General features: G+C 63.9%; 25 protein-coding genes. 11 read left to right on the forward strand and 14 right to left on the reverse strand.

The window, feature by feature from the left end; translation table 11 throughout:
- From cysG to HNQ60_RS12045, 5 genes are all read left to right on the forward strand, one after another.
- Nucleotides 1-1,455 (forward strand): siroheme synthase CysG, encoded by a 1,455-nt coding sequence (gene cysG / locus HNQ60_RS12025; RefSeq protein ID WP_184332072.1) that lies wholly within the window; start codon nucleotides 1-3, stop codon nucleotides 1,453-1,455.
- A complete protein-coding gene (locus HNQ60_RS12030; RefSeq protein ID WP_184332074.1) occupies nucleotides 1,452-2,546 on the forward strand; it encodes a cysteine synthase A in 1,095 nt (364 codons plus the stop codon). Before cysG ends, HNQ60_RS12030 begins: the two co-directional genes overlap by 4 nt.
- Nucleotides 2,509-3,621 (forward strand): NAD(P)/FAD-dependent oxidoreductase, encoded by a 1,113-nt coding sequence (locus HNQ60_RS12035; RefSeq protein WP_221304164.1) that lies wholly within the window; start codon nucleotides 2,509-2,511, stop codon nucleotides 3,619-3,621. The genes HNQ60_RS12030 and HNQ60_RS12035 overlap by 38 nt, the downstream gene beginning before the upstream one ends.
- A gap of 95 nt (nucleotides 3,622-3,716) precedes the next feature.
- Nucleotides 3,717-4,070: a hypothetical protein gene (locus tag HNQ60_RS12040; RefSeq protein WP_184332078.1), complete on the forward strand. Its 354-nt coding sequence runs from the start codon at nucleotides 3,717-3,719 to the stop codon at nucleotides 4,068-4,070.
- A 115-nt stretch (nucleotides 4,071-4,185) separates the two neighbouring features.
- A complete protein-coding gene (locus tag HNQ60_RS12045; RefSeq protein WP_184332079.1) occupies nucleotides 4,186-5,550 on the forward strand; it encodes an alpha/beta hydrolase family protein in 1,365 nt (454 codons plus the stop codon).
- 147 nt (nucleotides 5,551-5,697) lie between these two features.
- Here HNQ60_RS12045 and HNQ60_RS12050 read toward each other — a convergent pair whose 3' ends face one another.
- From HNQ60_RS12050 to HNQ60_RS12065, 4 genes are all read right to left on the reverse strand, one after another.
- Nucleotides 5,698-6,624: a polysaccharide deacetylase family protein gene (locus HNQ60_RS12050; protein ID WP_184332081.1), complete on the reverse strand. Its 927-nt coding sequence runs from the start codon at nucleotides 6,622-6,624 to the stop codon at nucleotides 5,698-5,700.
- Nucleotides 6,621-6,998, reverse strand: a complete 378-nt coding sequence (locus HNQ60_RS12055; RefSeq protein ID WP_184332083.1) for a VOC family protein — start codon at nucleotides 6,996-6,998, stop codon at nucleotides 6,621-6,623. The genes HNQ60_RS12050 and HNQ60_RS12055 overlap by 4 nt, the downstream gene beginning before the upstream one ends.
- An 80-nt stretch (nucleotides 6,999-7,078) precedes the next feature.
- Nucleotides 7,079-7,429, reverse strand: coding sequence for a DUF2200 domain-containing protein (locus HNQ60_RS12060; protein ID WP_184332085.1), 351 nt, complete (start codon nucleotides 7,427-7,429; stop codon nucleotides 7,079-7,081).
- A gap of 23 nt (nucleotides 7,430-7,452) precedes the next feature.
- The gene (locus HNQ60_RS12065) at nucleotides 7,453-7,851 is read right to left on the reverse strand and encodes a nuclear transport factor 2 family protein (RefSeq protein WP_184332087.1); all 399 of its coding nucleotides are present in this window, start codon (nucleotides 7,849-7,851) and stop codon (nucleotides 7,453-7,455) included.
- Between the two features lie 116 nt (nucleotides 7,852-7,967).
- Here HNQ60_RS12065 and HNQ60_RS12070 point away from each other — a divergent pair, with 116 nt between their 5' ends.
- Nucleotides 7,968-9,971, forward strand: a complete 2,004-nt coding sequence (locus tag HNQ60_RS12070; protein ID WP_184332088.1) for a PhoX family protein — start codon at nucleotides 7,968-7,970, stop codon at nucleotides 9,969-9,971.
- Here the strand turns inward: HNQ60_RS12070 and HNQ60_RS12075 are convergent, their stop codons facing one another.
- Both HNQ60_RS12075 and HNQ60_RS12080 read right to left on the reverse strand, forming a co-directional pair.
- Nucleotides 9,972-11,159, reverse strand: coding sequence for a DUF3187 family protein (locus HNQ60_RS12075; RefSeq protein WP_184332090.1), 1,188 nt, complete (start codon nucleotides 11,157-11,159; stop codon nucleotides 9,972-9,974).
- A gap of 194 nt (nucleotides 11,160-11,353) precedes the next feature.
- The gene (locus HNQ60_RS12080) at nucleotides 11,354-12,784 is read right to left on the reverse strand and encodes an FAD-binding oxidoreductase (RefSeq protein WP_184332092.1); all 1,431 of its coding nucleotides are present in this window, start codon (nucleotides 12,782-12,784) and stop codon (nucleotides 11,354-11,356) included.
- A 94-nt stretch (nucleotides 12,785-12,878) separates the two neighbouring features.
- On the opposite strand from HNQ60_RS12080, the gene HNQ60_RS12085 reads away from it, so the two are divergent.
- Complete coding sequence (locus HNQ60_RS12085) at nucleotides 12,879-13,625, forward strand: tetratricopeptide repeat protein (protein ID WP_184332094.1); 747 nt, start codon at nucleotides 12,879-12,881, stop codon at nucleotides 13,623-13,625.
- On the opposite strand, the gene HNQ60_RS12090 is transcribed toward HNQ60_RS12085, so the two are convergent.
- The 4 genes from HNQ60_RS12090 to HNQ60_RS12105 all read right to left on the reverse strand — a co-directional run bounded on the left by HNQ60_RS12090 (nucleotide 13,626) and on the right by HNQ60_RS12105 (nucleotide 16,976).
- The gene (locus HNQ60_RS12090) at nucleotides 13,626-13,991 is read right to left on the reverse strand and encodes a hypothetical protein (protein WP_184332096.1); all 366 of its coding nucleotides are present in this window, start codon (nucleotides 13,989-13,991) and stop codon (nucleotides 13,626-13,628) included.
- A 53-nt stretch (nucleotides 13,992-14,044) separates the two neighbouring features.
- Nucleotides 14,045-15,481 carry a cryptochrome/photolyase family protein gene (locus HNQ60_RS12095; RefSeq protein WP_184332098.1) on the reverse strand — a complete coding sequence of 479 codons (1,437 nt, stop codon included), beginning with the start codon at nucleotides 15,479-15,481 and terminating at the stop codon, nucleotides 14,045-14,047.
- Nucleotides 15,482-15,557: 76 nt separating this feature from the next.
- A complete protein-coding gene (gene htpX / locus HNQ60_RS12100) occupies nucleotides 15,558-16,439 on the reverse strand; it encodes a protease HtpX (protein ID WP_184332100.1) in 882 nt (293 codons plus the stop codon).
- Nucleotides 16,440-16,625: 186 nt separating this feature from the next.
- Nucleotides 16,626-16,976: a DUF6763 family protein gene (locus tag HNQ60_RS12105; RefSeq protein WP_184332102.1), complete on the reverse strand. Its 351-nt coding sequence runs from the start codon at nucleotides 16,974-16,976 to the stop codon at nucleotides 16,626-16,628.
- A gap of 367 nt (nucleotides 16,977-17,343) precedes the next feature.
- Here HNQ60_RS12105 and proB point away from each other — a divergent pair, with 367 nt between their 5' ends.
- From proB to HNQ60_RS12120, 3 genes are all read left to right on the forward strand, one after another.
- Nucleotides 17,344-18,492: a glutamate 5-kinase gene (proB, locus tag HNQ60_RS12110; RefSeq protein ID WP_184332104.1), complete on the forward strand. Its 1,149-nt coding sequence runs from the start codon at nucleotides 17,344-17,346 to the stop codon at nucleotides 18,490-18,492.
- Nucleotides 18,493-18,507: 15 nt separating this feature from the next.
- Nucleotides 18,508-19,926, forward strand: a complete 1,419-nt coding sequence (locus HNQ60_RS12115) for a CHASE3 domain-containing protein (protein WP_184332106.1) — start codon at nucleotides 18,508-18,510, stop codon at nucleotides 19,924-19,926.
- Between the two features lie 100 nt (nucleotides 19,927-20,026).
- Nucleotides 20,027-20,368, forward strand: a complete 342-nt coding sequence (locus tag HNQ60_RS12120; RefSeq protein ID WP_184332107.1) for a response regulator — start codon at nucleotides 20,027-20,029, stop codon at nucleotides 20,366-20,368.
- A 43-nt stretch (nucleotides 20,369-20,411) separates the two neighbouring features.
- Here the strand turns inward: HNQ60_RS12120 and HNQ60_RS12125 are convergent, their stop codons facing one another.
- The 3 genes from HNQ60_RS12125 to HNQ60_RS12135 all read right to left on the reverse strand — a co-directional run bounded on the left by HNQ60_RS12125 (nucleotide 20,412) and on the right by HNQ60_RS12135 (nucleotide 22,491).
- Nucleotides 20,412-20,657, reverse strand: a complete 246-nt coding sequence (locus tag HNQ60_RS12125) for a hypothetical protein (RefSeq protein WP_184332109.1) — start codon at nucleotides 20,655-20,657, stop codon at nucleotides 20,412-20,414.
- Nucleotides 20,658-20,763: 106 nt separating this feature from the next.
- Nucleotides 20,764-21,549 (reverse strand): SDR family NAD(P)-dependent oxidoreductase, encoded by a 786-nt coding sequence (locus HNQ60_RS12130; protein ID WP_184332111.1) that lies wholly within the window; start codon nucleotides 21,547-21,549, stop codon nucleotides 20,764-20,766.
- Nucleotides 21,550-21,582: 33 nt separating this feature from the next.
- Nucleotides 21,583-22,491 carry an alpha/beta fold hydrolase gene (locus HNQ60_RS12135; RefSeq protein ID WP_184332113.1) on the reverse strand — a complete coding sequence of 303 codons (909 nt, stop codon included), beginning with the start codon at nucleotides 22,489-22,491 and terminating at the stop codon, nucleotides 21,583-21,585.
- A gap of 180 nt (nucleotides 22,492-22,671) precedes the next feature.
- Here HNQ60_RS12135 and HNQ60_RS12140 point away from each other — a divergent pair, with 180 nt between their 5' ends.
- Nucleotides 22,672-24,219: a class I adenylate-forming enzyme family protein gene (locus HNQ60_RS12140; RefSeq protein WP_184332115.1), complete on the forward strand. Its 1,548-nt coding sequence runs from the start codon at nucleotides 22,672-22,674 to the stop codon at nucleotides 24,217-24,219.
- Here the strand turns inward: HNQ60_RS12140 and HNQ60_RS12145 are convergent.
- Nucleotides 24,216-25,562: a spinster family MFS transporter gene (locus HNQ60_RS12145; protein ID WP_184332117.1), complete on the reverse strand. Its 1,347-nt coding sequence runs from the start codon at nucleotides 25,560-25,562 to the stop codon at nucleotides 24,216-24,218. The two genes, HNQ60_RS12140 and HNQ60_RS12145, sit on opposite strands and share 4 nt — an antisense overlap.
- Between the last annotated feature and the right edge of the window lie 168 nt (nucleotides 25,563-25,730).

The raw sequence follows: 25,730 nt of genomic DNA on the forward strand, positions 1-25,730 counted from the left end.
ATGGACTACTTCCCGATCTTCCTGAAACTCGCAGACGAGCCCGTCGTGGTCGTCGGCGGCGGGGAGGTCGCGGCCCGCAAGATCGATCTGCTCCTTCGGACCGGCGCGAAAGTCACGGTCGTCGCTCCCGAGCTGATCGAGTCCCTTGCCAGCCTGGCGGCCGCGGGGTCGATCGTGCACCTCGCCGCTGAATTTCAGCCCGAACACCTGAACGGCGCCCGCATCGCGATCGCGGCGACGGACAAGCATTCGATCAACGCGTGGGTCGCGCACCAGGCCGAGCGCCGCAACATTCCTGTGAACGTCGTCGACGATCGTGAGCTGTCGCGGTTCATCGTGCCTGCCATTGTCGATCGCTCACCGGTCGTGGTCGCGGTTGCAAGCAGCGGCGATGCACCGGTGCTCACTCGCCGGCTGCGAGAGAAGCTGGAGACGTTCCTTCCGCAACGTCTTGGCGTGCTCGCGAAGCTCGCTGGCAAATTACGGCCGGCGGTGAAGGCGCGTGTGGAGGAGCCCGCTGCGCGACGTCGCTTCTGGGAAAGATTCTTCGATGGTCCGCTGGCGTCCGATCTGCTCGCGGGGCGCAGCGATGCGGCTACTGTCGAAGCACGAGTCGAGGAATCGCTGCGTGCCGCGAGCGAAAGCGCCAAGCCCGTAGGCGAAGTCGTGCTGGTCGGCGCCGGTCCCGGCGATCCGGGCCTGCTCACGTTGCGTGCGCTGCGCGCACTCCAGAATGCCGATGTCGTTCTCTACGACCGGCTCGTGTCGACGCAGATCGTCGATCTCGCACGCCGCGACGCCGAGCGCATCTATGTCGGCAAGGCACCCGGCGATGCGCACGCGTCGCAGGAGCAGATCAATGCATTGCTCGTGAAGCTCGCCCGCCAGGGCAAGCGCGTTTGCCGGCTGAAGGGCGGCGATCCTTTCATTTTTGGTCGCGGCGGCGAGGAGCTCGAAACGCTGGCAGCCGAAGGCATTCGCTTCGAAGTCGTGCCTGGAATCACAGCAGCCGCAGGTTGCGCAGCCTACGCGGGCATCCCGCTCACGCATCGCGATTACGCCCAGTCACTCACGTTCGTCACCGGCCACTGCAAGGGCGAGACGGACAAGGTCGATTGGGATCTGCTCGCCCGTCCCGGCCAGACAGTCGTGTTCTACATGGGCCTCGGCCATCTCGAGAGCATCGTTGCCCGGCTGCGCGAGCGCGGCGTTCCCGCCGAACGTGCCGCGGCGATCATCGAGCACGGCACTCAGGCCACGCAGCGCGTCGTGACCGGCACGCTTGCGGACCTGGTCCACAAGGCAGGGGAAGCCCGTATCGAATCGCCGGCTCTCCTGATCGTCGGCGAAGTCACGCGTCTGCATGATGCGCTGCATTGGTTCAATGCGAACGGTCAGCGCGGCGATGAGATCTCGGCACTTGCATTTACCAACGAGGGGAGGCTTTCGGCATGAGCATCCGCAACGGATTCGCCGACGCCATCGGTAACACGCCGCTCATCCGTCTCAACAAGCTGAGCGAAGAGACGGGCTGCGAGATTCTGGGCAAAGCCGAGTTCATGAACCCTGGCGGTTCCGTCAAGGACCGCGCTGCTCGCGCGATCATCGACGAAGCCGAGCGCAGCGGCCGGCTGAAGCCCGGCGGCACCGTCGTCGAAGGCACGGCCGGCAATACCGGCATCGGCCTCGCCCATGTCTGCAACACGCGCGGCTATCGCTGCATCATCGTGATGCCGGACAACCAGTCGAACGAGAAGTACCAGATGATCGAAACGCTCGGCGCTGAAGTGCTGCGCGTGAAGACGGTGCCCTACTCGGATCCGAATCACTACCAGAAGGTCGCGGCGCGTCTCGCGGCGGAATTGCCCGATGCGATCTGGGCCAACCAGTTCGACAACACCGCGAATCGCGACGCCCACGAACAGACCACCGGCCCGGAGATCTGGCAGCAGACCGGCGGGCGCATCGATGCATTCGTGGCAGCGACCGGGACGGGCGGCACGCTCGGCGGCATTTCCCGCTTCCTGAAGAAGCAGCTGAACGATCGCGGCCGCAAAGTGAGCATCACGCTCGCCGATCCGCAAGGCAGCTCGCTGTATCACTGGCTCCGCAATGGCGAACTGAAAGCCACGGGACCAGGTTCGATCACCGAAGGCATCGGTATCGGCCGCGTCACCGCGAATCTCGAAGGCGCACCGATCGACGATGCGATCCACGTCACCGACGTCGAATGCGTACGCACTGTGTATCGCTTGCTGCGCGATGAAGGTCTTTTCCTCGGCAGCACGAGCGGCGTCAACGTCGCTGCGGCGCTGCAGATCGCCCGTCGCCTCGGGCCAGGCCACACGATCGTGACGATCCTGTGCGACACCGGCGCGAAGTATCAGTCCCGCTTGTTCAACCGGAAGTGGCTCGCGGAGAAAGATCTGCTCGATGCCGCCGGCTTCACCCCGACTCTGGGCCAGCCCGCCGCCGGCCAGGCCCCTGTTTCAATCATGGAGATTCCCCGTGTCGTCGACGGCTACCCACAGCGACTCCGCGCTTAAGTTCGAGCGTCATCCGATCCACACCGACGTCGTGATCGTCGGTGCCGGCCCGTGCGGCCTGTTCCAGGTTTTCGAACTCGGCCTGCTCGGTCTCAAGGCGCATGTCGTCGATTCGTTGAAAGCACCGGGCGGACAGTGCGTCGAGCTCTATCCGGACAAACCCATCTACGACATTCCCGCCGTGCCGGTGTGCACCGGCCAGGAACTCACTGATCGCCTGCTCGAACAGATCAAGCCATTCGGCGCGGGTCTGCATCTCGGCCAGGAAGTCACGCAGGTCGAACGCCAGGAGAATGGCCGGTTCCGCGTCGTGACGAGCGCCGCAACTGTGTTCGATGCTGGTGCTGTCGTAGTTGCAGGCGGCGTGGGATCGTTCCAGCCGCGCCGGCTCGATGTGCCGGGCGCAGCGGAGCTCGAGGGCAAGTACCTCCACTACCGCGTGAAGGATCCTCGCGCGTTCGCCGATCAGGACGTGCTGATCCTCGGCGGCGGCGACTCGGCGCTCGACTGGGCACTGACGCTCGTCGATCACGCTCGCAGCGTCGTCCTCGTGCATCGTCGTCCGGAGTTCCGTGGTGCGCCTGCATCGGTCGCGAAGCTCTACGCATTGCGCGACGAGCATCGTGCGGACGTGCTGATCGGCACCGTCAAGGAATGTACGCACGTCGACGGCGTGCTCAAGTCAGTGAGCGTGCAGGGCGGCGACAGCGTGGTTCGTCGCGTGGATGCCGACCAGGCGCTCGCCTTCTTCGGTTTGAGCCCGAAGCTTGGGCCCATCGCCGAATGGGGCCTCGATCTGCAGAAGAAGCAGATCAACGTCGACACGGAAAAATTCCAGACGAATATCCCGGGCATCTATGCCGTCGGCGACGTGAACACGTATCCCGGCAAGAAGAAGCTGATCCTGTCGGGCTTCCACGAGGGCGCGCTCGCCGCGTTCGCGATCAAGGAATATCTGGAGCCGGGCAAGAAGGTCCACCTGCAATACACGACGACGAGCCCGCTCATGCACAAGCGTCTCGGCGTGGCCGACGAACCCGCCGCCGACGAGCGCAAGGTCGCGGGCAGCAGGTAAGGGATCGGCAAATCATTGCGAGAAGGGCGGCTCCGGGCCGCCCTTCTTCATTCTGAGGGTTCAAAAGGCGGTCGGGGGCGGCGTAGTATCGGCCCATGCGCATTACAGCCCCTGCACTCCGTTCGCTCATGGCCGTGTCGACGCTCGCCGTCGGCCTGACGGCCTGTCAGTCGGTGCCTGAAAAGTCCGCCTTCCCTCAATCCGACCTGAAGCTGATTCGCTCGGCACCGCTCCAGTTGCCGGCGACGTGCACGGCGACCAGCAGCGTCGTCGTCGACTTCACGGTGCTTGAAAGCGGACAGACAGACAACATCCGGCCCGCCGAGGGGCCCGAGTGTCTGCAACAGGCGCTGACGGCCTGGGTCGCGTCGTTCCGTTATGCGCCGGTGACGGCTGAAACTCCTGCGAGCGTCGAGTGGCTGCTCGTCGAGGCCAGGAAGGGTTCCTAGTGTCTCTGCGAAGGCGTTTACTCGTCACTCCCGCGTACGCGGGAGTCCATGTCTCTTGAGCAAAGATGGATCCCCGCCTGCGCGGGGATGACGCCCCCCAACAAGTCGCCCGCGCATGCGCAAGAAAACCCTCTGGTCGATAGTGGCGTTGATGATCATCGGCGGTGTAGTCGCCTGGGTCACGACTCGTCCCGAGCCCGCGGATACACGCTACAGCGGCGCTTACTCTCTCGATGACGGTTCCTTCGTCTTCATCGCGCCCCGCGATGGCGGCGTGCTGCGCTATCGAACGATGTCTGGTGAAAGCGGAGCGCTCTGGCCCACGGGCGTGAATCTCTTCGAAGGCGGGCGCGGCTGGGCCGAACGCGAACCGCCGTATAACAAGTTCACGTTCGAAATGGATGCCCAGGATCATCCGGTAGCGTTGCTCTGGGAGCAGACGGGCCTCGAGCCCCGGCGCGCACCGATCGTGAAGCTTCCGGAGCAGATCGTCGAGTTCACGAGCGGCGAGCTCACGCTGCGCGGAAAGCTCGTCACGCCTGCCGCGCAGTGTCCGTGTCCCTCAGTCGTCGTCGTTCACGGCTCCGAGGACTACAGTGCTGTCGACTTCTACGCCGAGCCGTACATCTACGCCGCGAACGGTTTCGCTTCACTCGTGTTCGACAAGCGCGGCACGGGCGAATCGGAAGGCGAGTACTCGCAGAACTTCCGTGTGCTCGCAGGCGATGTGCTCGCTGCGGTGAAATGGCTTCGCGACCAGCCGGGCATCGACGGCGGACGCGTTCATCTCGCGGGATTCAGCCAGGGTGGCTGGATCGCCCCGCTCGCCGCTGCACGCGACGCGCACATTCGCAGCGTGCTGATCGGATACGGGCCCATGGTGCCGGTGACCGGCGAAGATCGCTGGGGGTACGTGTACGCCCTGCAGCAGAAGGGTTTCGGTGCCGACGCGATCGCCGAGGTCGACAAGATCGATGCGGTCGTCTCCGACATCTACGACCGTGGACAGAATCGCTGGAGCGAGCTCGGCCGGATGCTCGATGAAGCGCGTGACCGGCCCTGGTACGACGTGGTCAAGGGCAGCGATTCGCAGATCGGATTCCTCACCGAGACGAAGATGCCGCTGTGGTTCGTGCGATTGCACTTCTGGTGGAAGTTCGGCCGGCTCGAGACGCCATTCATCGACCGTCTCTACGACCCGGTGCCGACGCTCGCTGCCCTGGAATCACCGAGCTTCTGGATCTTCGGCGGTGCCGATTCGAGTATGCCGACCGAATGGACGATCGAGGAACTGCAGAAGCTGCAGCGACGCGGCAAGCCGGTCGACTACCTGATCTATCCCGACGCCGATCACGGCATCCTGAGATTCGAAACCGACAAAGACGGCCATCGCCGCGTGATCGGCTACGAGCCCGACTACTTCAAGATGCAGATCGACTGGCTGCGCCGGCACAGCGATCCGGCGACGCCGTCGTCGTAGCGTGTCACTGTCATTCCCGCGAAAGCGGGAATCCATCCGGCTGTGGGTCCGGCTTTAGCCGGACGTTACGCCGGTAGGCGCTGGCCGGACGCAGTCCGGCCGGAGTGCTTCGCATGACGTCCGACTAAAGTCGGACCCACACCCGCATCACATGCAGATCGCCGCCAGCTCCTTGCGCGCCTTCGGCGGAATGCGCGGGTACTGAAGCTTCTTCGCATCCATATGCTGCTCGAGCAGCGTGCCGGTGTTGGTCGAAACGTAATCCGGATCACTGCGGTAAGCCGCGTCGCTCTGCGCCTCTTCGAGCGTCGCGGGTTCAAAGCCTTTTGCACGCAGCAGATCGAACAGCGAAGGCAGGATCTCCGGGCTGAACGCGCCGAGATGCAACAGCAGCACGTGGCTGATCTCGCGCCCGAACACGATCCTCGCCATCTCACGGTTCGCATCCAGGTACGCCGATGCCGTTTCGATGTAGCTCGATCGCAGCCACGCAACCGCCTTGTCGTCCTTCTTGTCGACGCAGCGTGCGTAAGCGCTGTTCCACAGGTAGTCCTCGTAGTCGAGCGTCGTCTGCGCGATCGTGTAGTTGCGTCGCTGGAGGTAGTCGCGCACGGCACGACGCTTCTCGGTCGTGTCGCCCTCATGCAGGTACGGGTAGCGAAACCAGCGCCACTGCGTATCCGCAGCGAGCAGTAGCAGGGCAGGTTCGTTCTGATCGATCTCGCGCTGGAAAGCCTCGGGGGAATTCGTCGTCAGATCGATATGGCCGTACGTGTGATTTCCAACGCGCTGCCCGCCGGCCATCCAGAGTTGCAGCGCCTCCGCACCCGCAGGATTGCCCTCGAGCTTCCTTGCGTTGATGAAGCCGACCATCGGCGGCAGCCCGCGCTCCGCGAAGATCGGCAGAACGCGACGAACGATGTCTGCCTCCGTGACGCCCGCCGGCAACGATCCGTTCACCGGCAGATCATCGAAGGTGATCGCCACCTTCTCCGCATCTGCCAAGTGGGGAAGCAACGCGAGCAGCGCCAGCACTGCGCGGCTCGCGTGGCGCAAGGAACCGAACGCCCTCATTCCTTGACCATGCAGAAGACGCACAGCTTGTTGCCGTCGAGATCGCGGAAGTAGGCGCCGTAGAAACCGCCGCCACGCGAACCGGGTTTGCCTTCATCAGCGCCACCGAGTTCGAGCGCCTTGGCGTGGAACTGATCCACGACCGCAGGTCCATCGACGCTCAGAGCCACCATCGTGCCGTTGCCCGATGATGCAGCTTTGTCGTCGTAAGGTTTGATGACGCCGAGACGCGGGCGGCCGGGCTTCGGCGATGCCCACAGCACCATGCGATCGGTGCTGAATGCACGCTTCGCTTCGATGACGCCGAGCAACTGGTCGTAAAAGCCCGTGGCGCGCTGGAAATCGTTGGTGCCGAGCGTGACGTAGCCGATCATGACTGTCCCCCTCAATGAAATGATGGTCGGAAAGGGCGTCATTGTAGCCGGGAAACGCCCGGCGCCAGGCGGTGGAACGACTACTGCCGCAGAATCTTCTCCATCGCCTTTCCCTTCGCGAGCTCGTCGATCAGTTTGTCCAGATAGCGGACCTTCTGCATCAGCGGATCGTCGATCTCTTCCACGCGAATGCCGCACACCACGCCCTTGATGAGGGAGGTGTTCGGATTCATCGCGGGCGCCTGCGCGAAGAAGGTCTCGATGTCGTTTTCCTTGTCGAGCTGCTTCTGCAGGCCCGCCTGCGTATAGCCGGTCAGCCAGCGGATGATTTCGTCGACTTCATCCTTCGTCCGGCTCTTGCGCTCCGCCTTCTGGACGTACATCGGATAAACCTTGGAGAACTTCATCGCGAAGATACGGTGTCCGGACATCGTCATTCCTCCACGCGCGGCGCTCAGGTCCAGTACTCATCGACCAGCCGCTGGTCTTCATCGTAGATCCAGCACTCCGCCAGCTTGCCGTCCCGCACGCGGTACTTGAGCAGTCTCTCGATCTCGACGGACGACCCGTTGCGCTCGAATCGTTCGACGGCGATGACCAGGCCGAAGTGGTTTCCCGCAAGAACGTCCCTGATGGACACGAGTCGCCGATTGGTCTTCTCGCGCACCTGCTTCAGGACCGCCAGGCAGGCTGTTTTGCCTCGATGAATGCCCGCGAGCGGGCTGCGGCCAAAGTAGTGGAACACCACGTCGTCGTGATAGCTCGCGACGATGCCTTGGAGGTCGTTCGCGGCCCAGGCATCGGCGTAGCGTTGGACGACGGAGTAGATGTCGTTGTCGGGATTCGAAGTCATCGGCTCTCCGTTTGGGCGCTCATTCTTCTCTCGCCAACATAAGCCTTGCCGCGGCCAGGTGGCAACGGTTGGCGACAACAGGCTACCCTGCGCGGGCGTTTTCCAGGCGACGATCCATGGCAGATTCATTCCAGGACCTTCTCGAGCAGCGTCTTTCCCGTCGGCAGGTATTGAATGGCGCAGCAGCACTGATCCCGCTTGCCGCGGCGCCAGCACTCTTCACGAGCGACCCAGTCGCCGCAGCCACGCGCAATACACTGAGATTCGCGGCGATCGATCGCTCCCGCGACGATGTCGTGCTTCCTGACGGCTACACGTACGACCTGGTCGCGCGCTGGGGCGATAGCCTCTTCACGGGCACGCCTGATATCGACATGGCGATGCTCGCTGAAGGTGGTCTCCTGAAGTCCGGTATCGCCGAGCAGCAGACGCGGCAGTTCGGCCAGAACTGCGATGCGATTCGCTACTTCCCGCTCGATTCGCGCGGCAAGCGCGGTCTGCTGTGCGTGAACCACGAGTACACATCCGACGAATTGATGTTCGCGAGTCATGACGGCTTCGATGCAAAGAAGGGTGCGATCCGCGGCTACATCGAGAAGCATCCGCAGGTCGTTCCGGTGACGCAGGCGGCGCAGGGGGTTTCGGTCATCGAGATCGCCCTGGGGCGCGACGGCTGGCGGCTCGTGAAGGACTCGCGTTTCAATCGCCGCATCACTGCGCACACGCCGGCCGAGATTCGCGGTCCCGCGCGTGGCACTTCACTCGTGCGGACGAAAGGAGACCCGACGGGAACGCGCGTCTTCGGAACATTCGCGGGTTGCGCGGGCGGCGAGACTCCCTGGGGCACGTATCTCAGCGCCGAAGAAAACATCCAGGACTACTTCGGCAACCTCCGTCGATTGAAGGAGATGCCGGACGTCGATCCATTCGTCATCGACGCGCATCGACGCTTCCGCATGCGACAGGAGTCGGCTTACGGGTGGGACGTCACTGACCCACGCTTCGATCTGGTGAACGAGCCTTGCGAGCCGTTCCGCTTCGGCTGGATCGTGGAGATCGATCCGCGTGATCCGCAGCGTCCGCCCGTGAAGCGCACCGCGCTCGGTCGGTTCGCACACGAAGGGGCGGGTACGGTCGTTGCGAAGAGCGGGCACGTCGCCGTCTACATGGGCGATGACGACAAGTTCGAGCACATCTACAAGTTCGTGACGTCAGGTCGTTTCGACAAGGACGATCTCGCGGCGAATCGTGACCTGCTCGATGCGGGCGCGCTGTACGTCGCGCGATTCGACGCGGATGGAACCGGTCGCTGGCTGCCGATGGTGTTCGACTCCAGGGGACCGCTGAATGAACGCGCCGGGTTTCGGCATCAGGGCGATGTGGTGATCAAGGCGCGGGCCGCCGCGACGGTGCTCGGCGCGACGCCGATGGATCGCCCCGAGGACATGGAGGTGAACCCGGTCACCGGCCGCATCTACGTCTCGTGCACCAACAACGCGGAGCGCACCGCGCTGCCGGTGACGAAGATGTACGCGGGTCGCGAGGTCGAGGCCGGTCCCGACGCCGCCAATCCACGCGGCAAGAATCCATGGGGCCACATCATCGAGATTCACGAGAACGACGACGATCACACATCGCTCGAGTTTCGATGGGAGGTCTTCATTCTCGCGGGTGATCCGCGCGGCAAGCTCATCACCGACATCAAGGACGTCCGGCCCGGCATCGACCGCAACAGCGCGTACTTCGCCGGCTATGCGAATGCCGCTGACCTGAGTCCCATCGGATCGCCCGACAACCTCGGCTTCGACCCCGATGGCAATCTCTGGGTCGTCACGGATGGCCCGCAGCCCCGGAACGACAACAACGGATGCTGGGTCTGCCCGACGACTGGCCCGGATCGCGGGCGTCTGCGCCAGTTCATGAGCGGTCCGATCGGCGCCGAGATCTGCGGCTGCCAGTTCACGCCTGACGGCGAAACGTTCTTCCTCAGCATCCAGCATCCCGGCGAAGGCGGCAGCGTACTGAAGCCGAGGAGCCACTGGCCCGATGGTCCGGGCACGCAGCCGAGGTCGTCGGTGATCGCGGTGAGGAAGAAGGGCGGCGGCAGGGTCGGGACGTGATCACTTCGCCTTCGGCATATACGCAATCCCGATCTGTCCCCCGAAATCCGGAGTGTTCGAGAAGTTGCTGATGTTCTCCGTCAGCGCGAAGCTCCAGAGGATGTTCTTCGTGCGCGACTGCAGTCCCAGGCTCAGCTGGTACTTGTCGTCCCTCAGTTCGTCGATGCTCGTGTCCTGCACGACGCTCCTGCTCGCGTAAGCCTGGAGAATGAAGCTCGTCGTCGGCGTGATCCCGACGCTGTAGCCTGCGATCAGCGTCGGGATCACTTCGGATTCGTCGCCGGGAATCTCCGGGCCGCCGGCGTAATAGACGGCGCTGCCGCTCAAGTACACGGCGTGACGACCGGTCGCGCCGAATCGGCGCTGCATCGTGAGCTGTGCGCCGTAGTCGTTCTCGCCCGTCGAGAGCAGGAATCGTTCGCCATCCACTGCGATTTTCGCGGCGAGCTCGACGACCAGGTCCCAGCCGAAGCGCGGCTCGGGCAACGAATAGCGGATGCCGAAGACCGGATCGCCGAAGCCGCCCTTGGTGCTGCGATCGAGCTGTGCGAAGGCAGTGCCGCCGATGTCGTAGATGAACTGGAAGCGGTTGCGTGCGACGAGATCGCGACCCTGCTGGCTGAATCCGGTGGCGTCGTGGAACCACTCGACCGTGTTGTCCATGACGCCTTCGCCGTAGTGGATGTACGGCACGGTGAGGTATGCGCTCCAGTATTCGTTCATGCGCCGTTGAACGATGAGGTCGGCGAGGCCGACTTCGCCATCGACGTAGTACGCATCGCCCGGCAGCGCCAGAATCGCCGCCGCATCCTGCGGTCGCAGCGGTTCCCGGCCGACGTTGCGTCTCTCGAGGTAGTCCTGCACGTTCTCGCTCATGATGAACGTGTTCTGGTACGCGAGCTGGATCTCGAACGTCCAGGTCCCTTCCTTCGCGTCCGCCGTGTGCGCGGGCAGCATGTCGAGACGCAGGAGTCCGAACGGTGTGAGATCGCGAGCGCGCAGCAGGCCGGTGTGACTCCATGCCTGCTCGATCTCCACTTCCTTGCCGGAGGCATCCTCGACGCGTTCGGTGACTTCTTGCGAAAGCGCGGGTGCAGTGATCGTTGCGGCAGAAAAAGCCGTGATCAACAGCAGCCGAATGTGTCGTCGCAGGGGATGAGAAGTGGGGCAGGCGTCGAAAGAAGCCATCGGGTACGTTCACTCGTCGCGGATTGCGATCGTGAACGCTTTGCGGATCGGGCCAGTTCCCGCACTGGTGATTGTAGGAGAAGGCGCACTGCATCGGCCGGAGCGAGCAGAGCGCGACATTCCTTCCGCTTGTGGGTCCGGCTTTAGTCGGACGTCATCGCCGGGGGCGACGCTTCGCTCGCCAAGGCAGTGCCCTAAAGCACCTTCCCCGGATTCATGATCCCCTTCGGATCCAGTGCCTGCTTGATCGTCCGCATGACGCTCAGCGCCACCGGGTTCTTGTAGCGCTGCAGTTCGCTGCGCTTCAGCTGCCCGATTCCATGCTCCGCGCTGAAGCTCCCGCCGTAGCGAGCGATGAGGTCATGGACGGCGCGGTTGATGCGCGGGGCCAGAGATTCGAACTGCGATGCATCGCCTTGAGCGGGCTGGCTTGCATTGAAGTGGAGATTGCCGTCACCGAGATGCCCGTAGGCAATGATGCGTGCCTCCGGAGAAATCTGCTGGATCGCGGCCGACGCTTCGATGATGAACCGCGGCAGCTCGCTGCTCGTCACTGACACATCATGCTTGATGCTGGCCCCTTCGCGCCGCTGCGCTTCGGGGATCGTTTCACGCAAGCGCCAGAATTTTTCGCGCTGCGCCTCGCTCTCGGCGATCACGGCGTTGAGCACGATGCCTTGTTCCATCGCAGCCGCGAGATCGGCTTCGACACCGGCGCGCATGCCGGTGTCGTAACGGCCGCTGCCGATTTCGAGCAGCACGTACCAGTTGTGGCGCTCTTCGAAAGGATCCTGCGTCTGGCCCACGTGCTTCAGCACGAGGTCGAGCGCGAAGCGCGGCATCAGTTCGAAAGTGCTCACGCAATCGCCGCTCGCGGAACGCATACGCGACAGCAGAGCTACCGCGGATTGCGGCTCAGGCACTGCGACAACGGCAGTCACTTGAGACGTCGGTCGCGAGAACAGCTTGCAGGACGCCGCTGTGATGATGCCGAGCGTTCCTTCGGCCCCGATGAACAGATCGCGCAGGTCGTAACCCGTGTTGTCCTTGCGCAGGGAGTTGAGGGATTCGAGCACGCGGCCATCCGGCAGCACGACCTCGAGGCCGAGAATGAGGTCGCGCATCATTCCGTAGCGAAGGACGGCGGTGCCGCCGGCATTCGTCGAAAGATTGCCGCCGATCTGGCACGAACCCTCCGAGCCCAGGCTCAGCGGGAAGAGGCGATCGACCGAGCTTGCGGCGGCCTGGGCCTCCGCGAGGACGCAGCCGGCTTCGACGATCATGGTGTAGTTCAGCGGATCGACCGACCGGACGCGCCGCATCCGCGACAGTGACACGACGACCTGCGATCCATCACTGCTGGGCGTGGCGCCGCCGCAATAGCTCGTGTTGCCGCCGACCGGGACGACGCCGATGCCGGCTTCATTACATAGTCTCAGGATCGCGGCCACCTCCTCGGTCGACTCCGGCCGCAGCACGAGAGGCGTCGTGCCCCTATACAGCTTGCGATGGTCGACGACGAAGGGTTCGACGTCACCCGCCTGGTCCAGGAATCCCTGGGGGCCGACGATGCCTCGCAACCGGTCGAGTGCGCCGGCGGGCGGTTTTTGTGTGGAGGCGGTCATGGCGCGATTCTAGTCGCGTGCGCGACACTGCGTGTTGCGGTTGCACGCATTCGCATAGCGTAGAATCGCGTGCGTTCAGGGAGGGAGGGGAGTCATGCCGGTTTTCATTGCATCGATCCTGCTGCAGGTAGCGCTGGTCGTTCACGTCATCCGCACCGGTCGTAATTCGTTGTGGATCTGGATCCTGGTCCTGATGCCGGTCGCGGGTCCGATCGCGTACCTGCTCGTCGAAGTGCTCCCCGAGTTTCTGGGCGGGCGGACGGCGCGGCGTGCGGTGTCGAGCGTTCGTAAGACACTCGACCCGAATCGTGACCTGCGCGAGGCGCACAAGGTCGCGCGCCTGACCAACAGCATCGACGCCAAGCGCCGTCTCGCGGATGAACAGCTCGCGAGCGGGCAATACGACGACGCGATCGTCAGTTACCGCGCGACGCTGACCGGCCTCTACGAAAAAGATCCGCACCTGATGCTGGGCCTGGCCCGTGCACTGTTCGCGAACGGCGATGCATCCGGCGCGCGCCAGACGCTGGACGATCTCATTGCCGCGAATCCGGATTTCCGTTCGATCGATGGCCATATCCTCTACGCGCGAGCGCTCGAGGCAGAGGGCCACCTTCAGAAAGCGGCCGATGAATATGAAGCGCTGGTCAGATATGACGCCGGCGCCGAAGCCCGCTATCGCCAGGCCGCGCTGCTCAAGCAGATGGGCCAGACTGGCCGGGCGCGTGAGTTGTTTCGCAAACTCGTCGAGGATTCCGAGCTGACATCGCGCCACGCGCGGCAGTTGCAGAAGGAATGGCTGGAGCTGGCGAAGAAGGAGATGACGGACCAGAGCACGTGATCATTCGATCACGCTCGCATCAGTCACCTTGGTGCCCTTCAGTTCGCACGCGACATCGATCGTCTGTTGCCCGTCCGTGACTCGCCCCTCGATCAGGCGCTCGTTGTCCTCATAGCTTTCATCGAGCGTCAGTTCGAAGTGGCCCGTGAGGGGCATGATCTTCGCGTCGATCAGGGCTTTCTGACAGAAGAACGACGGGCACTGCTCGCGTGCTTGCTCCGAATCGAGCGAATCGCAGCCTTTCACGACCGCGGCTTTCTCAGTACGCAGCAGCCCGGGCTCCTTCAGCGAGTCCAGCAGCGAGAACAGTCCCCAGAGCGATATGGCGCTGAGGCCGGCAACGACGCCGAGGCGCAGGGGAAGCATGTCAGTCGACGAGGCGGCTTCGCATGGATGCAGCGTAGCGCATCCCGTACCCGTCACGGCAACGTCTTCATCGCTTCGTAGGCTGCAAGGGCCTGCTCACGGCTTTCCCTGAGATCGACGATCGGTTTCGGATAGCTCTTGCCCAGCTTTACGCCCGACTGTTCGAGCACCGGCTCGGGCGCGGACCAGGGTTGATGAACGAAGCGATCGGGCAGCGCTGCGATCTCCGGCACCCAGCGGCGAATGTAGTGACGGTGCGGATCGAATTTCTCGGCCTGCAGCACCGGATTGAAGATCCGGTAGTAGGGCGCTGCGTCGGCACCGCAGCCGGCGGTCCATTGCCAGCCCAGCGTGTTGTTGGCGAGATCGGCATCCACGAGCGTGTCCCAGAACCAGCGTGCGCCCTGCAGCCAGTGCGTCTGCAGGTTCTTGGTCAGGAACGACGCGACGATCATCCGCACGCGGTTGTGCATCCAGCCGGTGTGCCACAGCTCGCGCATGCCTGCATCGACGATGGGAATGCCCGTCAGGCCGCGTTGCCACGCAGCCAGCGGCTTGCGACTGCGTTGCCACGACCACCGCTCGAATCGTACGTCGAGCGGCTTCGTGGCCGTGTGCGGAAAATGAAAGAGCAGGTGATGTGCGAACTCGCGCCAGCCGATCTCACGCGCGTACGTCGCCAAGGAATCCGACGAAGGCGACAGCAGATGCAGTTGCGCGAAAATCTGCCTCGGTCCGATTTCGCCGAAGTGCAGGTGCGGCGAAAGCGACGACGTTCCTGATTCATCAGGCCGGTCGCGCGCGGTGCTGTAACGATCGGCCTCGTCCGCAAAACTATCGAGTTGCTCCAGCGCTCCCGCTTCGCCCGGCTGCCAGCGTTCGGCGAGACCCGCGTCCCAGCGAATCTTTGGCAGCAGGTCCAGTTTCGATAGCGGTGTCGAAGCGGGCCAGTCTTCCGGGCCGGGAATGCGTCGAGGCGCGGGTCGCGGCGACGGGAGGCCATCGAGCTTCGCGACCGCAGCGCGCCAGAAGGGAGTGAACACGCGATAAGGCTGCTGCTGGACGTTCTTGATCGCCCAGGGTTCGAGCAGGAGCGCCGCGTTGTGACTTTCGGCTTCGATGCCGGAATCGCCGAGCGCGGTTTTGATCGCAGTATCTCGCGCAACGATCGCGGGTTCGTACAACCGGTTCCACGTCACGAGCGTCGCGCCGGTGTCGCGAATCAGTTGTCGGAGCGACGACAGCGCAGACCCTTGGCGAACGATGAGTCGGCTTCCGCGGCCACGCAGATCTGCGTCGAGCGCGCTGAGGCTGTGATGCAGCCACCAGCAGCTTGCAGCACCCGGCGCCCACTCGCCCTCTTCGTCGGGCGAATGAATGAACACCGGAATGACGTGTGTCGCCTGTTCGGCGGCGCAGCGTAGCGCCGGGTTGTCCGTGAGCCGCAGGTCGCGCCGGAACCAGACGATGGCCGTGCGGTGTGACTTCATGCTGTGCGATCCGCGGAAATGAAAAAGCCCGGGCTCAATGTGATGAGCCCGGGCCCGGGTTCCGAACGAAGATCGCTCAGGCCGCGTTACGCAGCGCCGCGATGCGCTCTTCCAGCGGCGGATGAGTCATGAACAGGCGCTTCAGGCCATCACCCAGCCCGCCGGTGATGCCGAACGCGGCCATCTTGTCGGGCAGGGCAGGCGGGTGCGCCTGACGCAGGCGCTCGAGCGCGCTGATCATCGACTGGCGGCCGGCGAGAGTGGCGCCGCCGCTATCGGCACGGAATTCACGCTGCCGCGAGAACCACATGACGATCATGCTCGCCAGGATGCCGAGCACGAGCTGCGCGACGATCACCGTGATCATGAAGGCGGGCCCATGACCGCGCTCGGTCTTGAAGACCACCTTGTCGACGGTGTAGCCGATCACCCGTGACAGGAAGATGACGAACGTGTTCACGACGCCCTGGATCAGCGTCAGGGTCACCATGTCGCCGTTCGCGACGTGGCTGACTTCGTGGCCGAGGACGGCCTCCGCCTCCTGGCGCGACATCCCGCGCAACAGGCCGGTGCTCACGGCCACCAGCGCTGCGTTACGGCGGGCGCCGGTCGCGAACGCGTTCATCTCGGGAGCATTGAAAATGCCGACTTCAGGCATGCCGATGCCGGCTGCCTGGGCCTGGCGGCGGACAGTCTCGACCAGCCACTGTTCGTCGGCCGTGCGCGGCTGTTCGATGACCTGCACGCCCATCATCCGCTTGGCGCTCCACTTGGAAATCGCCAGCGAGAACAGGGAGCCTGCAAAGCCCAGCACCGCCGAGAAGATCAGCAGGTTGTTGATGTCGAGCCCCGTACCCTGTTCGTTCAGGATGCGGTCGACGCCGAACAGTCGCAACGTCACGCTCAGCACGAGCAGGATGGCGACGTTGGTCGCGAGGAACAGGAAAATTCGCTTCATTGAAGGCCCCGTTGGATCAGTCCGCGAAAAGGTGCGGATTGCTGGTGCATGTATGGGTCGGGCGGGGGGATTTCAAGCACCGCCGGCAGGGCGGCTGCCGACGTCGGGAGGCGGGCGCCGGACTCGAGGGACTCACGGTTCGGTCCCCGGGTGTGCTACAGGGCGCACCCGGGATCACGCGCCGCGTCAGTTGTCGTCGCGGTCGCTGTAATCGTCGTCCATGTCCTCGTCGTCATCGTCGTCCCAGTCGTCATCATCATCGTCGTCTTCGTCCCAGTCGTCTTCCTCGTCGTCCTCGAGGTCCTCGTCGCCTTCCTCTTCTTCCTCGCCGTCGGCGCTCGCCCAGCCCTCGGGCTCGGTGGTGCGCTCGAGGTCGAGCTCGTGCCAGGTGTCTAGATCGATCTCCTCGATGTCGCCGTTCTCGTACTGAATCTCGACCAGTTCGGTGTCGGGATCGACGGACAACACCAGGAAGATCTCGTTCTCTTCCAGATCTTCAAACCACTGCCCTTTGACCGGGTCGTAGTCTCTACCCACGTGACACCTCAGACGGAAAACGCACGGAACTTCGATGAAAGGCGGCGCCGGACGGCCAGGCCGACCGGCGGCAGAATATTAGGGGGTCCGGCCGGTGGCAGGCAACAGAACAAATGCGTTGTAAGTCGCACACAGTGAGGGTGAAGCGGAGCGACTCGTGCATGTCGGCGGGACGGTGAGCACCTTCTGTTAGACTCGCCCGCGTCATCAAAAGCTACTGTGATTGTCCGCACTTGCATCGGTATGGGGCGCTGCCGGGGCGGGCTGCCGCGGACCAGGGCCACCTGGCGCCACGCGTCGTGACGCAAGCGGCAGCTAACGTGCAACAGACAATGATCGAGTCATCGGCCGCAGGCATCCGTCGAACATGACCAAGAGGGAAAACAGAGCCTCTGCCGATCCGCTCCGGCAGGCGCGGCGAGTCGTCATCAAAGTCGGCTCCGCGCTGCTCGTGGACGCCGCGACCGGACAACTGAATCGGGAATGGCTCGAAACCCTCGCCCAGGACATCGCCGCTCTGCGCGCACGCGGGCAGGACGTGCTCCTGGTTTCATCCGGCGCGATCGCGCTGGGTCGCCGGCACCTGAAGCTCGAAGCCGGCAAGCTGCGGCTGGAGGAAAGCCAGGCGGCCGCGGCGGTCGGGCAGATCCGGCTCGCGCATGCCTGGAAGGATGTGCTCGAACGGCATGACCTCACGGTTGCCCAGATTCTCCTGACATTCGGGGACACAGAGGAGCGCCGCCGCTATCTCAATGCCCGCAGCACGCTCGGTACGCTGCTCAAGCTGGGTGCCATCCCCGTCATCAACGAGAACGACACTGTCGCCACCGCGGAAATCCGCTACGGCGACAACGACAGGCTGGCTGCCCGCGTCGCACAGATGATGAGTGCCGACTGCCTCGTGCTCCTGTCGGATGTCGACGGGCTCTATACCGCCGATCCGACGAAAGATCCGTCCGCCCAGTTCATTCCGGAAGTGCCGCGGATCACCCCCGAGATCGAACGCATGGCGGGCGGTGCCGCTTCGTCCGTGGGATCGGGCGGCATGGCCACCAAGATCGCGGCCGCCAAGATTGCGGTGACCGCGGGTTGTCATATGTGCGTGGCTGCGGGCCGCGAGATGCATCCGCTGCGACGGATCGAAGAAGGTGCGCGCTGCAGCTGGTTCTATCCCGCCGCCAGTCCCGCAACTGTTCGCAAGCAATGGATCGCCGGCACGCTCAAGGCTGCTGGTGAAATTTACGTGGATGACGGCGCCGCGTCGGCGCTGCGGCACGGCAAGAGCCTGTTGCCGGCGGGTGTCACTCGCGTCGCAGGGAAATTTGAACGCGGTGACGCACTCGTCGTGCGTGACCGCGAAGGTCTCGAAATCGCGCGTGGGCTGTCGGCTTACTCCAGCGACGACGCCGAGCGTCTCGCCGGCCGGAAATCCGCGGAGATCGAGGCGTTGCTCGGATTTCGGGGCCGCGATGAGCTCATTCATCGGGACGACCTCGTCATCACGGTCGGCGCATAGTCGCGCGATCATAGAATGCAGGAACTAGGCAAGAAGGCAACGCGGATCAGCCGGGCCCTCGTGGTCACGGTCGTCCTGTGCTTCCTGATGCTGCTCGTGTCGACGGTCGTGCTCGTCGGTATGTCGCGCACGGCTGTACGGACGGATGAATGGATCGCGCACACGCTCGACGTCAAACAGGCGCTCGACGTGCTGCTGACGACGATCGGCGATGCGGAAGCCGGACAGCGAGGGTATCTCATCACCGGCCAGGCACAGTTCCTCGTCGACTTTCGCGCGGCGCATGACTCCGTACCTGCGCTGGTGCAGAAGCTGCGCGGCCTCGTGGCCGAAGATCCCGTTCAGTTGGCGCGTGTCGATGCCCTCACGCCCGCCATCGACCGGCGCTTCGAAGCCATTCGCGAGACGCTCGATCTGGTTGCCACGAACGATCGCGCGCAGATCGCGCGGATCGTAAGCACACGCGGCGCTGCGGCGATGCGCGAAATCCGCGAGCGGATCTCCCAGATGGACGCCAGCGAGAATCGCCTGCTGCTCGAACGACGCCGGCAGGCCGCGGTGATTCGGGATCAGTTCGTCCGCGCCGTCAGTGCAATGGTGATCGTGGCCGGCATCTTCGCGGTCATGGCGCTGCTCAGCGTGCGGGCCTACATGCAGGGCCTCGATCAGAGCCAGCGTCGTCTCGCCGCCCATCACGCCGAGCTCGAAGCCAAGGTCGCGGAGCGAACCGCGGAACTCAGTCGCTCGACCGAGCTCGCCGAGCGCGAACGCGGCCGTGCCGAAGCGCTTCTGACCGATGTGAATCATCGCGTCGGCAACAACCTTGCCCTCGTGTCCTCGTTCCTCACGATGCAGCAGCGTGCGGTGACGAGTCCCGAGGCGGTGAAGGCGTTGAGCGCGGCAAGGGCGCGTGTGCAGGCCGTCGCGTCCGCGCACCGCAAGCTGAGACTCGGAGCGGATTTCGCGACGGTGCGGGCGGACGAGGTCCTGGGCGCGGTCCTCGACGATATCTGCGCAGGCTTTCCGGCGGATGGGCGGATTCAGGTTCGGTACGAACTATCCCCGCTGGAGATCCACGCTCGCGATGCCGTCTCGCTGGGAGTGCTGACCAGCGAGCTGGTGATGAATGCGGTCAAGCACGGTTTTCGGGGCGACGATTCGGGCGAGGTGAGGGTAGTCTTCTCCGGGCAGGGCGAAGCACCCTTTCTAGAAGTGATCGACGACGGGGTGGGCTATGAAAGTAACAACAATTCACAGGGCAGCGATCGATCGACGGGAACGGATGGCGGCGGTCTGGGCACCCGCATCATCGACATGGTGGCGCGGCAGTTCGGCAGCCAGTCGCAGAAATCGCCGGCACGAGACGACGCACATCGTCCCGGCACGCGAGTCCGCGTCGATCTGCCACGGCTACAACTCATGCAGCAGGCGTGAATGCGCGCCGGCGGAGTCGGCGCCGCCGGATCACGCGTCGGATCACGCTTCAGGGGGCAGCGCGGCCGCTGAGCGGGATCTCTTCCGCGGTCTGAGGATCTTGCTGGTCGAAGACGATTTCATCGTCGCGTACGACATGCAGACGCTGCTGGAGGAGCGCGGCGCGCAAGTGCTCGGTCCGGCATCGAGCCTCGCCGAGACACACGCGTTCATCCAGGCGGCGTCCCCGCATGTCGCCATCCTCGATGTGAATCTCAACGGCGAGCTCGTCTTCTCGGCCGCAGAGCAGTTGCGCGCTCGCGGGATTCCGTTCGCATTCGCGACCGCGTATGCGGACGACGACCGGATATTTCCGGCAGCGATGCGAGATGTGCCGAGGCTGGCGAAACCGGTGCTGCCGGTAGTGCTGGTGGGGCAACTGAGGAAACTGGTGGGGAGATGACAAGAAGCCAGCTAGCCGGCTGGTAGCTGGCTTGCCGCCTCTCTCATCCTTTCCTGTTCTCCGGAATATCGACGAACCTGCCCGCCGGCGGATCGCTCGCGGGGAACGTGTCTTCCAGCGATTCGTCGATGGCTTCTTCGCTCGAAGCGGAAGGATTGCGGAGGCGCCAGCGGTAGGCGATTCCTTTCAGGGCCGGCGCGACGATGAGTCCCAGTGCGCCGATCAGCGCCAGCGTCTCGAGCGCATCCAAAGCGGAGGATCGGCGGGGTTCGTCGTGGTTGCGGCGCATGAAATTCTCCGGCAGTAGATCGAAGTCAGCAGGATGACGCAGCGGAAGACGGACGGCTTGGATGCGAGTGCTCACGCGTCCGGCGGCCGCCGATTCCGCTACGGCATCAGGCCTTCGGCGGCACGATCGGGTGCGACGTGCTCAGTCCGCCATCGACCGGGAACGCCTGTCCGTTGACGTACGAGGCGTCGTCGGATGCAAGGAACAATGCCATCTGTGCGATCTCGATCGGGGCGCCGGCCCGGCGCATGGGATTCAACTGCCCGATCTTGTGATCGGTTCCGCGCGCCCTGGCCTGTTCGAAGATCGGGCGGGTCATGCCGGTCTCGATGAGGCCAGGACAGATCGCGTTGATGCGCACGCCGCTGCCGCTCAGTTGCCACGCCGTGGTCTGCACCAGGCTGATGACGCCAGCCTTGCTGGCGCTGTAAGGAGAACCGCCCGCGCCCGAGCGCAGGCCGGCGACAGAAGCCGTGCAGATGATCGATCCACGGTTGCGCGGCGTCATCACGCGCGATGCGTGCTTCACGGCGAGAAAAGTGCCGATGAGATTGATCTTGAGGATCTCGGCCCAGTGCTCGGGGGTCTGCTCCTGCATCGGGACCCAGCCGCCGCTGACGCCAGCGTTGGCGAAGCACACATCGAGCCCGCCGAATTCCTTCACGACGGTGTCGATCGCAGCCGCCACGTTCGACTCCTCGGAGGAATCCTTCACGAGTGCGATCGCTTTGCCGCCCGCGCTGCGAATCGCCTGCGCCGTCTCTTCGACCGCGGGCGCGCGATCGAGGACCACGACGTTCGCGCCTTCAGCCGCGAACAGAATGGCGCTTGCGCGACCGATGCCGCTCGCTGCTCCGCTGACCAGCGCGTTTTTCCCTTCGAGTCGTTTCATGACGGATACCCGCGGTTTTCTTGGTGGAATGGTTCAGGCGACGGCATTCTTCGCGCCCGCGCGGCGCGCTGCGCTTTCGATCGCGTCGACGATCTGATCGTAGAACTGCGGCGGAATGTCGTGACCCATTCCAGGGATGACGCGCAGCTCGGCATTGGGAATGTTCTCCGCGGTGTCGCGACCGCCTGCGAGCGGCACGAGCGGATCGTCTGCTCCATGCACGACGACAGTCGGTGCCTTGATTCTTCGGATGCGCTCACGGCGATCGCCGGTCGCAGTCACAGCCGCAATCTGGCGACCGAATCCTGGCGGGTTGTAGCTGCGCTTCACATCGGTGATCAGGCGCTCACGCGCCGCGGCTTCATCGAAGGGCACAGCAGGACTCGCGAGCACTCGCAATGTGTTGAGGCCATGTTTCACATACGCCTCGAGATCGCTGGGATTCGGACTGCGCGACATCAGTACCGCGCTTGCGGCTGGTGTCGGCGGAGGCAGTGCGGGATTGCCGGTTGTCGACATGATCGACGTCAGCGAAAGCACCCGCTGCGGATAGTCGGCCGCGACGAGCTGCGCAATCATTCCGCCCATCGATGCGCCGACGATGTGGGCCGCATCGATCTTCAATCCATCCAGCAAGCCGACGGCGTCCGCTGCCATGTCATGCAGCGTGTAGGGAACGTGCACGGGGAGACCCGTCATGCGCGCAGCGATCACTGTCGCGAGTTCCGGAACGGGTGCGCCATCCAGCTTCGTCGACAGACCGATATCGCGATTGTCGAAACGGATGACCCGGAAACCGCGCGCGACGAGTTTGTCGCAGAAGGGCAGGGGCCAGCGAGTGAGCTGCGCTCCGAGGCCCATGATCAGCAGCAGCGGCGGGTGGGACGCTGAGCCGAATGATTCGTACTCGAGGGTGATGCCGTTGGCGCTGAGCTGGGGCACGAGACGGTCCGTCTTGAACTGCGGGGCGTGGCAGTTTGCAGCGCAGGCAGAGGGGCCGCAACTGCCGACTGTGCGCATCGACAGAACGGGATTCGAGCCGGGCGCGTTTACACTTTTACACGTTCCCTTGTGGCATTGTGCCTGCGTCCTCGGCTCCCCTTTGCGGCCCCCTCACGACTCATGACGTCCCAGGAAATTCTCCAGCAGGAATTCGGGCTGATTGCCGATCTGATTCGCGCGCATGCGCAGGAACGTCCGCGGCATCCCGCGTTGATCAAGGATGATTCCGTTCTCGACTACGGCACGCTGGATTCCATGATGGATCGCGTGGCGGCGTCGCTGCAGCGCGACGGTATTGCGGCAGGCAGTTCGATTGCGATCTGCGCGACGGCAGGGATCGAGTATGGCGTGGTGTTTCTCGGCGCGTTGCGGGCGGGGGTCGTGGTCGCGCCGCTGGCTCCGTCGTCGACGCCGGAGAGCCTGGCGCTCATGGTGCGGGACTGCGGTGCGAAATTGCTGTTTCTCGATCAATCGGTCGCCGCCGCGATCGATGCCGCTGGGATTCCCGCAGCGGTGGGGCGAATCAGCCTCGATGATTCGAGTGTCGGCAAGCCGCTGCAGGCATGGCTCGCGGCAACGGAGTCGAAACCCGCACCGGTCGCGATCGAGCCGGATGCAGCATTCAACATTATCTATTCATCAGGAACAACGGGTGCGCCGAAAGGCATCGTGCAGCCGCACCGCATGCGCTGGCAGCACGTTCGCCGCGCATCCGGATCGGGATACGACGTGAGCGCCGTAACGATCTGCTCCACGCCGCTTTATTCGAACACGACGCTGGTGAGTTTCTTCCCGGCGCTGGCCGGCGGCGGCGCCGTGGTCCTGATGTCGAAGTTCGATGCCGCGAAGTTCGTGGCGCTCGCCGAGAAGTATCGTGCGACTCACGCGATGCTCGTACCCGTCCAGTATCAGCGCATCATGGATCTGCCGGACTTCGATCGTCATGACCTGAAGAGCTTCCGCATGAAGTTCTGTACCAGCGCGCCGTTCTCCGCGGCGTTGAAGGGCGACATCCTGAACCGCTGGCCCGGCGGATTGATCGAGTACTACGGAATGACCGAGGGCGGAGGTACCTGCGTGCTTCAGGCGCACGAGCATCCGACGAAGCTGCACACAGTTGGTCGCCCGGCGCCGGGGCACGACATTCGTCTCATCGACGAGCAGGGCAACGAAGTCGCGCAGGGCGAGATCGGCGAAGTCGTCGGCCGCTCGCCCGCGATGATGAGGGGTTATTTCAATCAGCCAGCCAAGACGTCGGAAGCCGAGTGGTACGACCGCGAAGGCAATCGCTTCATCCGCACCGGCGACGTGGGCCGATTCGACGCGGAGGGTTTCCTCACGCTGATGGATCGCAAGAAGGACATGATCATCTCGGGCGGCTTCAACGTGTACCCGTCCGATCTCGAAGCGGTTCTGTTCCAGCACGATGCAGTTGCGGACGCCGCGGTCGTCGGCGTGCAGTCACGGCAATGGGGCGAGACTCCCGTCGCATTCATTCAACTGCGACCCGGCAGCAGTGAAACCGCGGATTCGATCCAGCGCTGGGCAAACGAGCGTCTCGGGAAGACCCAGCGCCTGACTGCCGTGCAGATTCTTCCGAGCCTGCCCCGCAGCGCGATCGGGAAAGTTCTCAAGCGCGAGCTGCGGGACCGGTACGTCCGGTCCTAGCGGTACTCCTCTTCCCGCAGAGTCCGCATCGCCCGGTAGTAGTGGAACGTCGACCAGGCGAACACGAAGACGATGAATGACAGTGCGTACCGCAAGCCGTCCGCAGTCGCCTGTGCCGCAGTCTCGCCCTGGCTGACGAAGAATTCCTTGAACGTCTCGCTGATCAGGCCGGTCAGCGATGGGCCGACGCCCATGCCGATGAAGTTGAGCACCAGGAACAGCAGTGCGCTCGCGAGCGCGCGTTCGCGCGGACCGACGAGGCGATAGGTGCCCGAGATCGACGGTGCGAGATACATCGTGCCGAAGCAGATGTATATGAACAGGCAGATGAGGGCGACGGCGGTGTTGCCCGTCATGAACGCGACGGCAGCGAAGGGCAGCGCAATCATGTTGGAGACCGCTGGAACCCTGAGCAGATAACGCGTGTCGTTGTGCTTCTGCGAAAGCTTGTCGGCGAACGTGCCGCCGAAGTACGTACCGGCGAGCCCGCCGATGCCGACGATGAAGGCGAGCCAGATGCCTGCTTCCGCGACCGTGAAGCCGTGCGAGCGGATCAGGTACGAGTTGTAGAAGGCGCTGACGCCGTAGCTCACGAACGCATGCAGGCCCGACGCGACGGACAGGTGTTTGAAGGTCTTCTTGGCCCAGAGCGTCTTCAGCACGGTCATCATCGGGGGCGGTTCTTTGACCGTATGCGCGCCGCCTTCCGAATAGCCACGCGGCGGTTCACGCAGCGTCAGCTTCATGATCAATGCGAGTGCGAGGCCCGGCAGGCCGACGAGCAGGAACGCCGTGCGCCAGCCGTACTCGTGCGCAACCACGCCGCCCATCAGCAGTCCGAGGAAGCTGCCGCCGTAAACGCCCATTGAATAGATCGACAGGGCAGTCGCGCGACGCTTGGGTTCGAAGTAGTCGCTGATGAGCGAATGAGCCGGCGGACTGCAGCCTGCTTCGCCGATGCCGACGACGATGCGGCACAGGAACAGATGCGTGAAATTCTTCGCGAATGCGGTCGCGGCGGTTGCCGCGCTCCAGATCAGAAGCGATATCGCGATGATGTTCACGCGATTGCTCTTGTCCGCGAGGCGCGCGATCGGAATGCCGACAGTGGTGTAGAAGACGGCGAACGCCAGGCCGCTGAGCAGGCCAAGCTGGGTGTCGGTGAGCTTGAACTCCGCCTTGATCGGCTCCATCAGCGTCGCAAGGATCTGCCGGTCGACGAAGTTGAAGACGTAGACGATGAACAGGAACCAGACGACGTATTGGCGGTAGGCTTCGGTGACCTTGAATTCTTCTGCGCGGGCGGGCGCGGACGCCGCCATCTCGTTCACTTCAGCCGACATCCGTAATACCCCTTGAGAATCTGCGGCGGCATTGTGTCATCGGGACCCCCGAATGCAACGACGCTCAAGCTTTCCTTGCAGTCGACGCTTCGCTCAGTTTGCGCGAGGTTCGCTCCGAGTCTGGAATTTCCGATGAATCTGGCGTATTTCACGCGGCAGAATGTCGTA

This window comes from Povalibacter uvarum (assembly GCF_014202975.1).
Lineage (GTDB): Bacteria > Pseudomonadota > Gammaproteobacteria > Steroidobacterales > Steroidobacteraceae > Steroidobacter > Steroidobacter uvarum.

Bases quoted from the DNA above. Each gene is read 5' to 3' on its own strand.
- cysG (WP_184332072.1), top strand. From the start codon at position 1: ATGGACTACTTCCCGATCTTCCTGAAACTCGCAGACGAGCCCGTCGTG.
- HNQ60_RS12030 (WP_184332074.1), top strand. From the start codon at position 1,452: ATGAGCATCCGCAACGGATTCGCCGACGCCATCGGTAACACGCCGCTC.
- HNQ60_RS12040 (WP_184332078.1), top strand. From the start codon at position 3,717: ATGCGCATTACAGCCCCTGCACTCCGTTCGCTCATGGCCGTGTCGACG.
- HNQ60_RS12045 (WP_184332079.1), top strand. From the start codon at position 4,186: ATGCGCAAGAAAACCCTCTGGTCGATAGTGGCGTTGATGATCATCGGC.
- HNQ60_RS12050 (WP_184332081.1), bottom strand. From the start codon at position 6,624: ATGAGGGCGTTCGGTTCCTTGCGCCACGCGAGCCGCGCAGTGCTGGCG.
- HNQ60_RS12055 (WP_184332083.1), bottom strand. From the start codon at position 6,998: ATGATCGGCTACGTCACGCTCGGCACCAACGATTTCCAGCGCGCCACG.
- HNQ60_RS12060 (WP_184332085.1), bottom strand. From the start codon at position 7,429: ATGTCCGGACACCGTATCTTCGCGATGAAGTTCTCCAAGGTTTATCCG.
- HNQ60_RS12065 (WP_184332087.1), bottom strand. From the start codon at position 7,851: ATGACTTCGAATCCCGACAACGACATCTACTCCGTCGTCCAACGCTAC.
- HNQ60_RS12070 (WP_184332088.1), top strand. From the start codon at position 7,968: ATGGCAGATTCATTCCAGGACCTTCTCGAGCAGCGTCTTTCCCGTCGG.
- HNQ60_RS12075 (WP_184332090.1), bottom strand. From the start codon at position 11,159: ATGGCTTCTTTCGACGCCTGCCCCACTTCTCATCCCCTGCGACGACAC.
- HNQ60_RS12080 (WP_184332092.1), bottom strand. From the start codon at position 12,784: ATGACCGCCTCCACACAAAAACCGCCCGCCGGCGCACTCGACCGGTTG.
- HNQ60_RS12085 (WP_184332094.1), top strand. From the start codon at position 12,879: ATGCCGGTTTTCATTGCATCGATCCTGCTGCAGGTAGCGCTGGTCGTT.
- HNQ60_RS12090 (WP_184332096.1), bottom strand. From the start codon at position 13,991: ATGCTTCCCCTGCGCCTCGGCGTCGTTGCCGGCCTCAGCGCCATATCG.
- HNQ60_RS12095 (WP_184332098.1), bottom strand. From the start codon at position 15,481: ATGAAGTCACACCGCACGGCCATCGTCTGGTTCCGGCGCGACCTGCGG.
- htpX (WP_184332100.1), bottom strand. From the start codon at position 16,439: ATGAAGCGAATTTTCCTGTTCCTCGCGACCAACGTCGCCATCCTGCTC.
- proB (WP_184332104.1), top strand. From the start codon at position 17,344: ATGACCAAGAGGGAAAACAGAGCCTCTGCCGATCCGCTCCGGCAGGCG.
- HNQ60_RS12115 (WP_184332106.1), top strand. From the start codon at position 18,508: ATGCAGGAACTAGGCAAGAAGGCAACGCGGATCAGCCGGGCCCTCGTG.
- HNQ60_RS12125 (WP_184332109.1), bottom strand. From the start codon at position 20,657: ATGCGCCGCAACCACGACGAACCCCGCCGATCCTCCGCTTTGGATGCG.
- HNQ60_RS12130 (WP_184332111.1), bottom strand. From the start codon at position 21,549: ATGAAACGACTCGAAGGGAAAAACGCGCTGGTCAGCGGAGCAGCGAGC.
- HNQ60_RS12140 (WP_184332115.1), top strand. From the start codon at position 22,672: ATGACGTCCCAGGAAATTCTCCAGCAGGAATTCGGGCTGATTGCCGAT.
- HNQ60_RS12145 (WP_184332117.1), bottom strand. From the start codon at position 25,562: ATGTCGGCTGAAGTGAACGAGATGGCGGCGTCCGCGCCCGCCCGCGCA.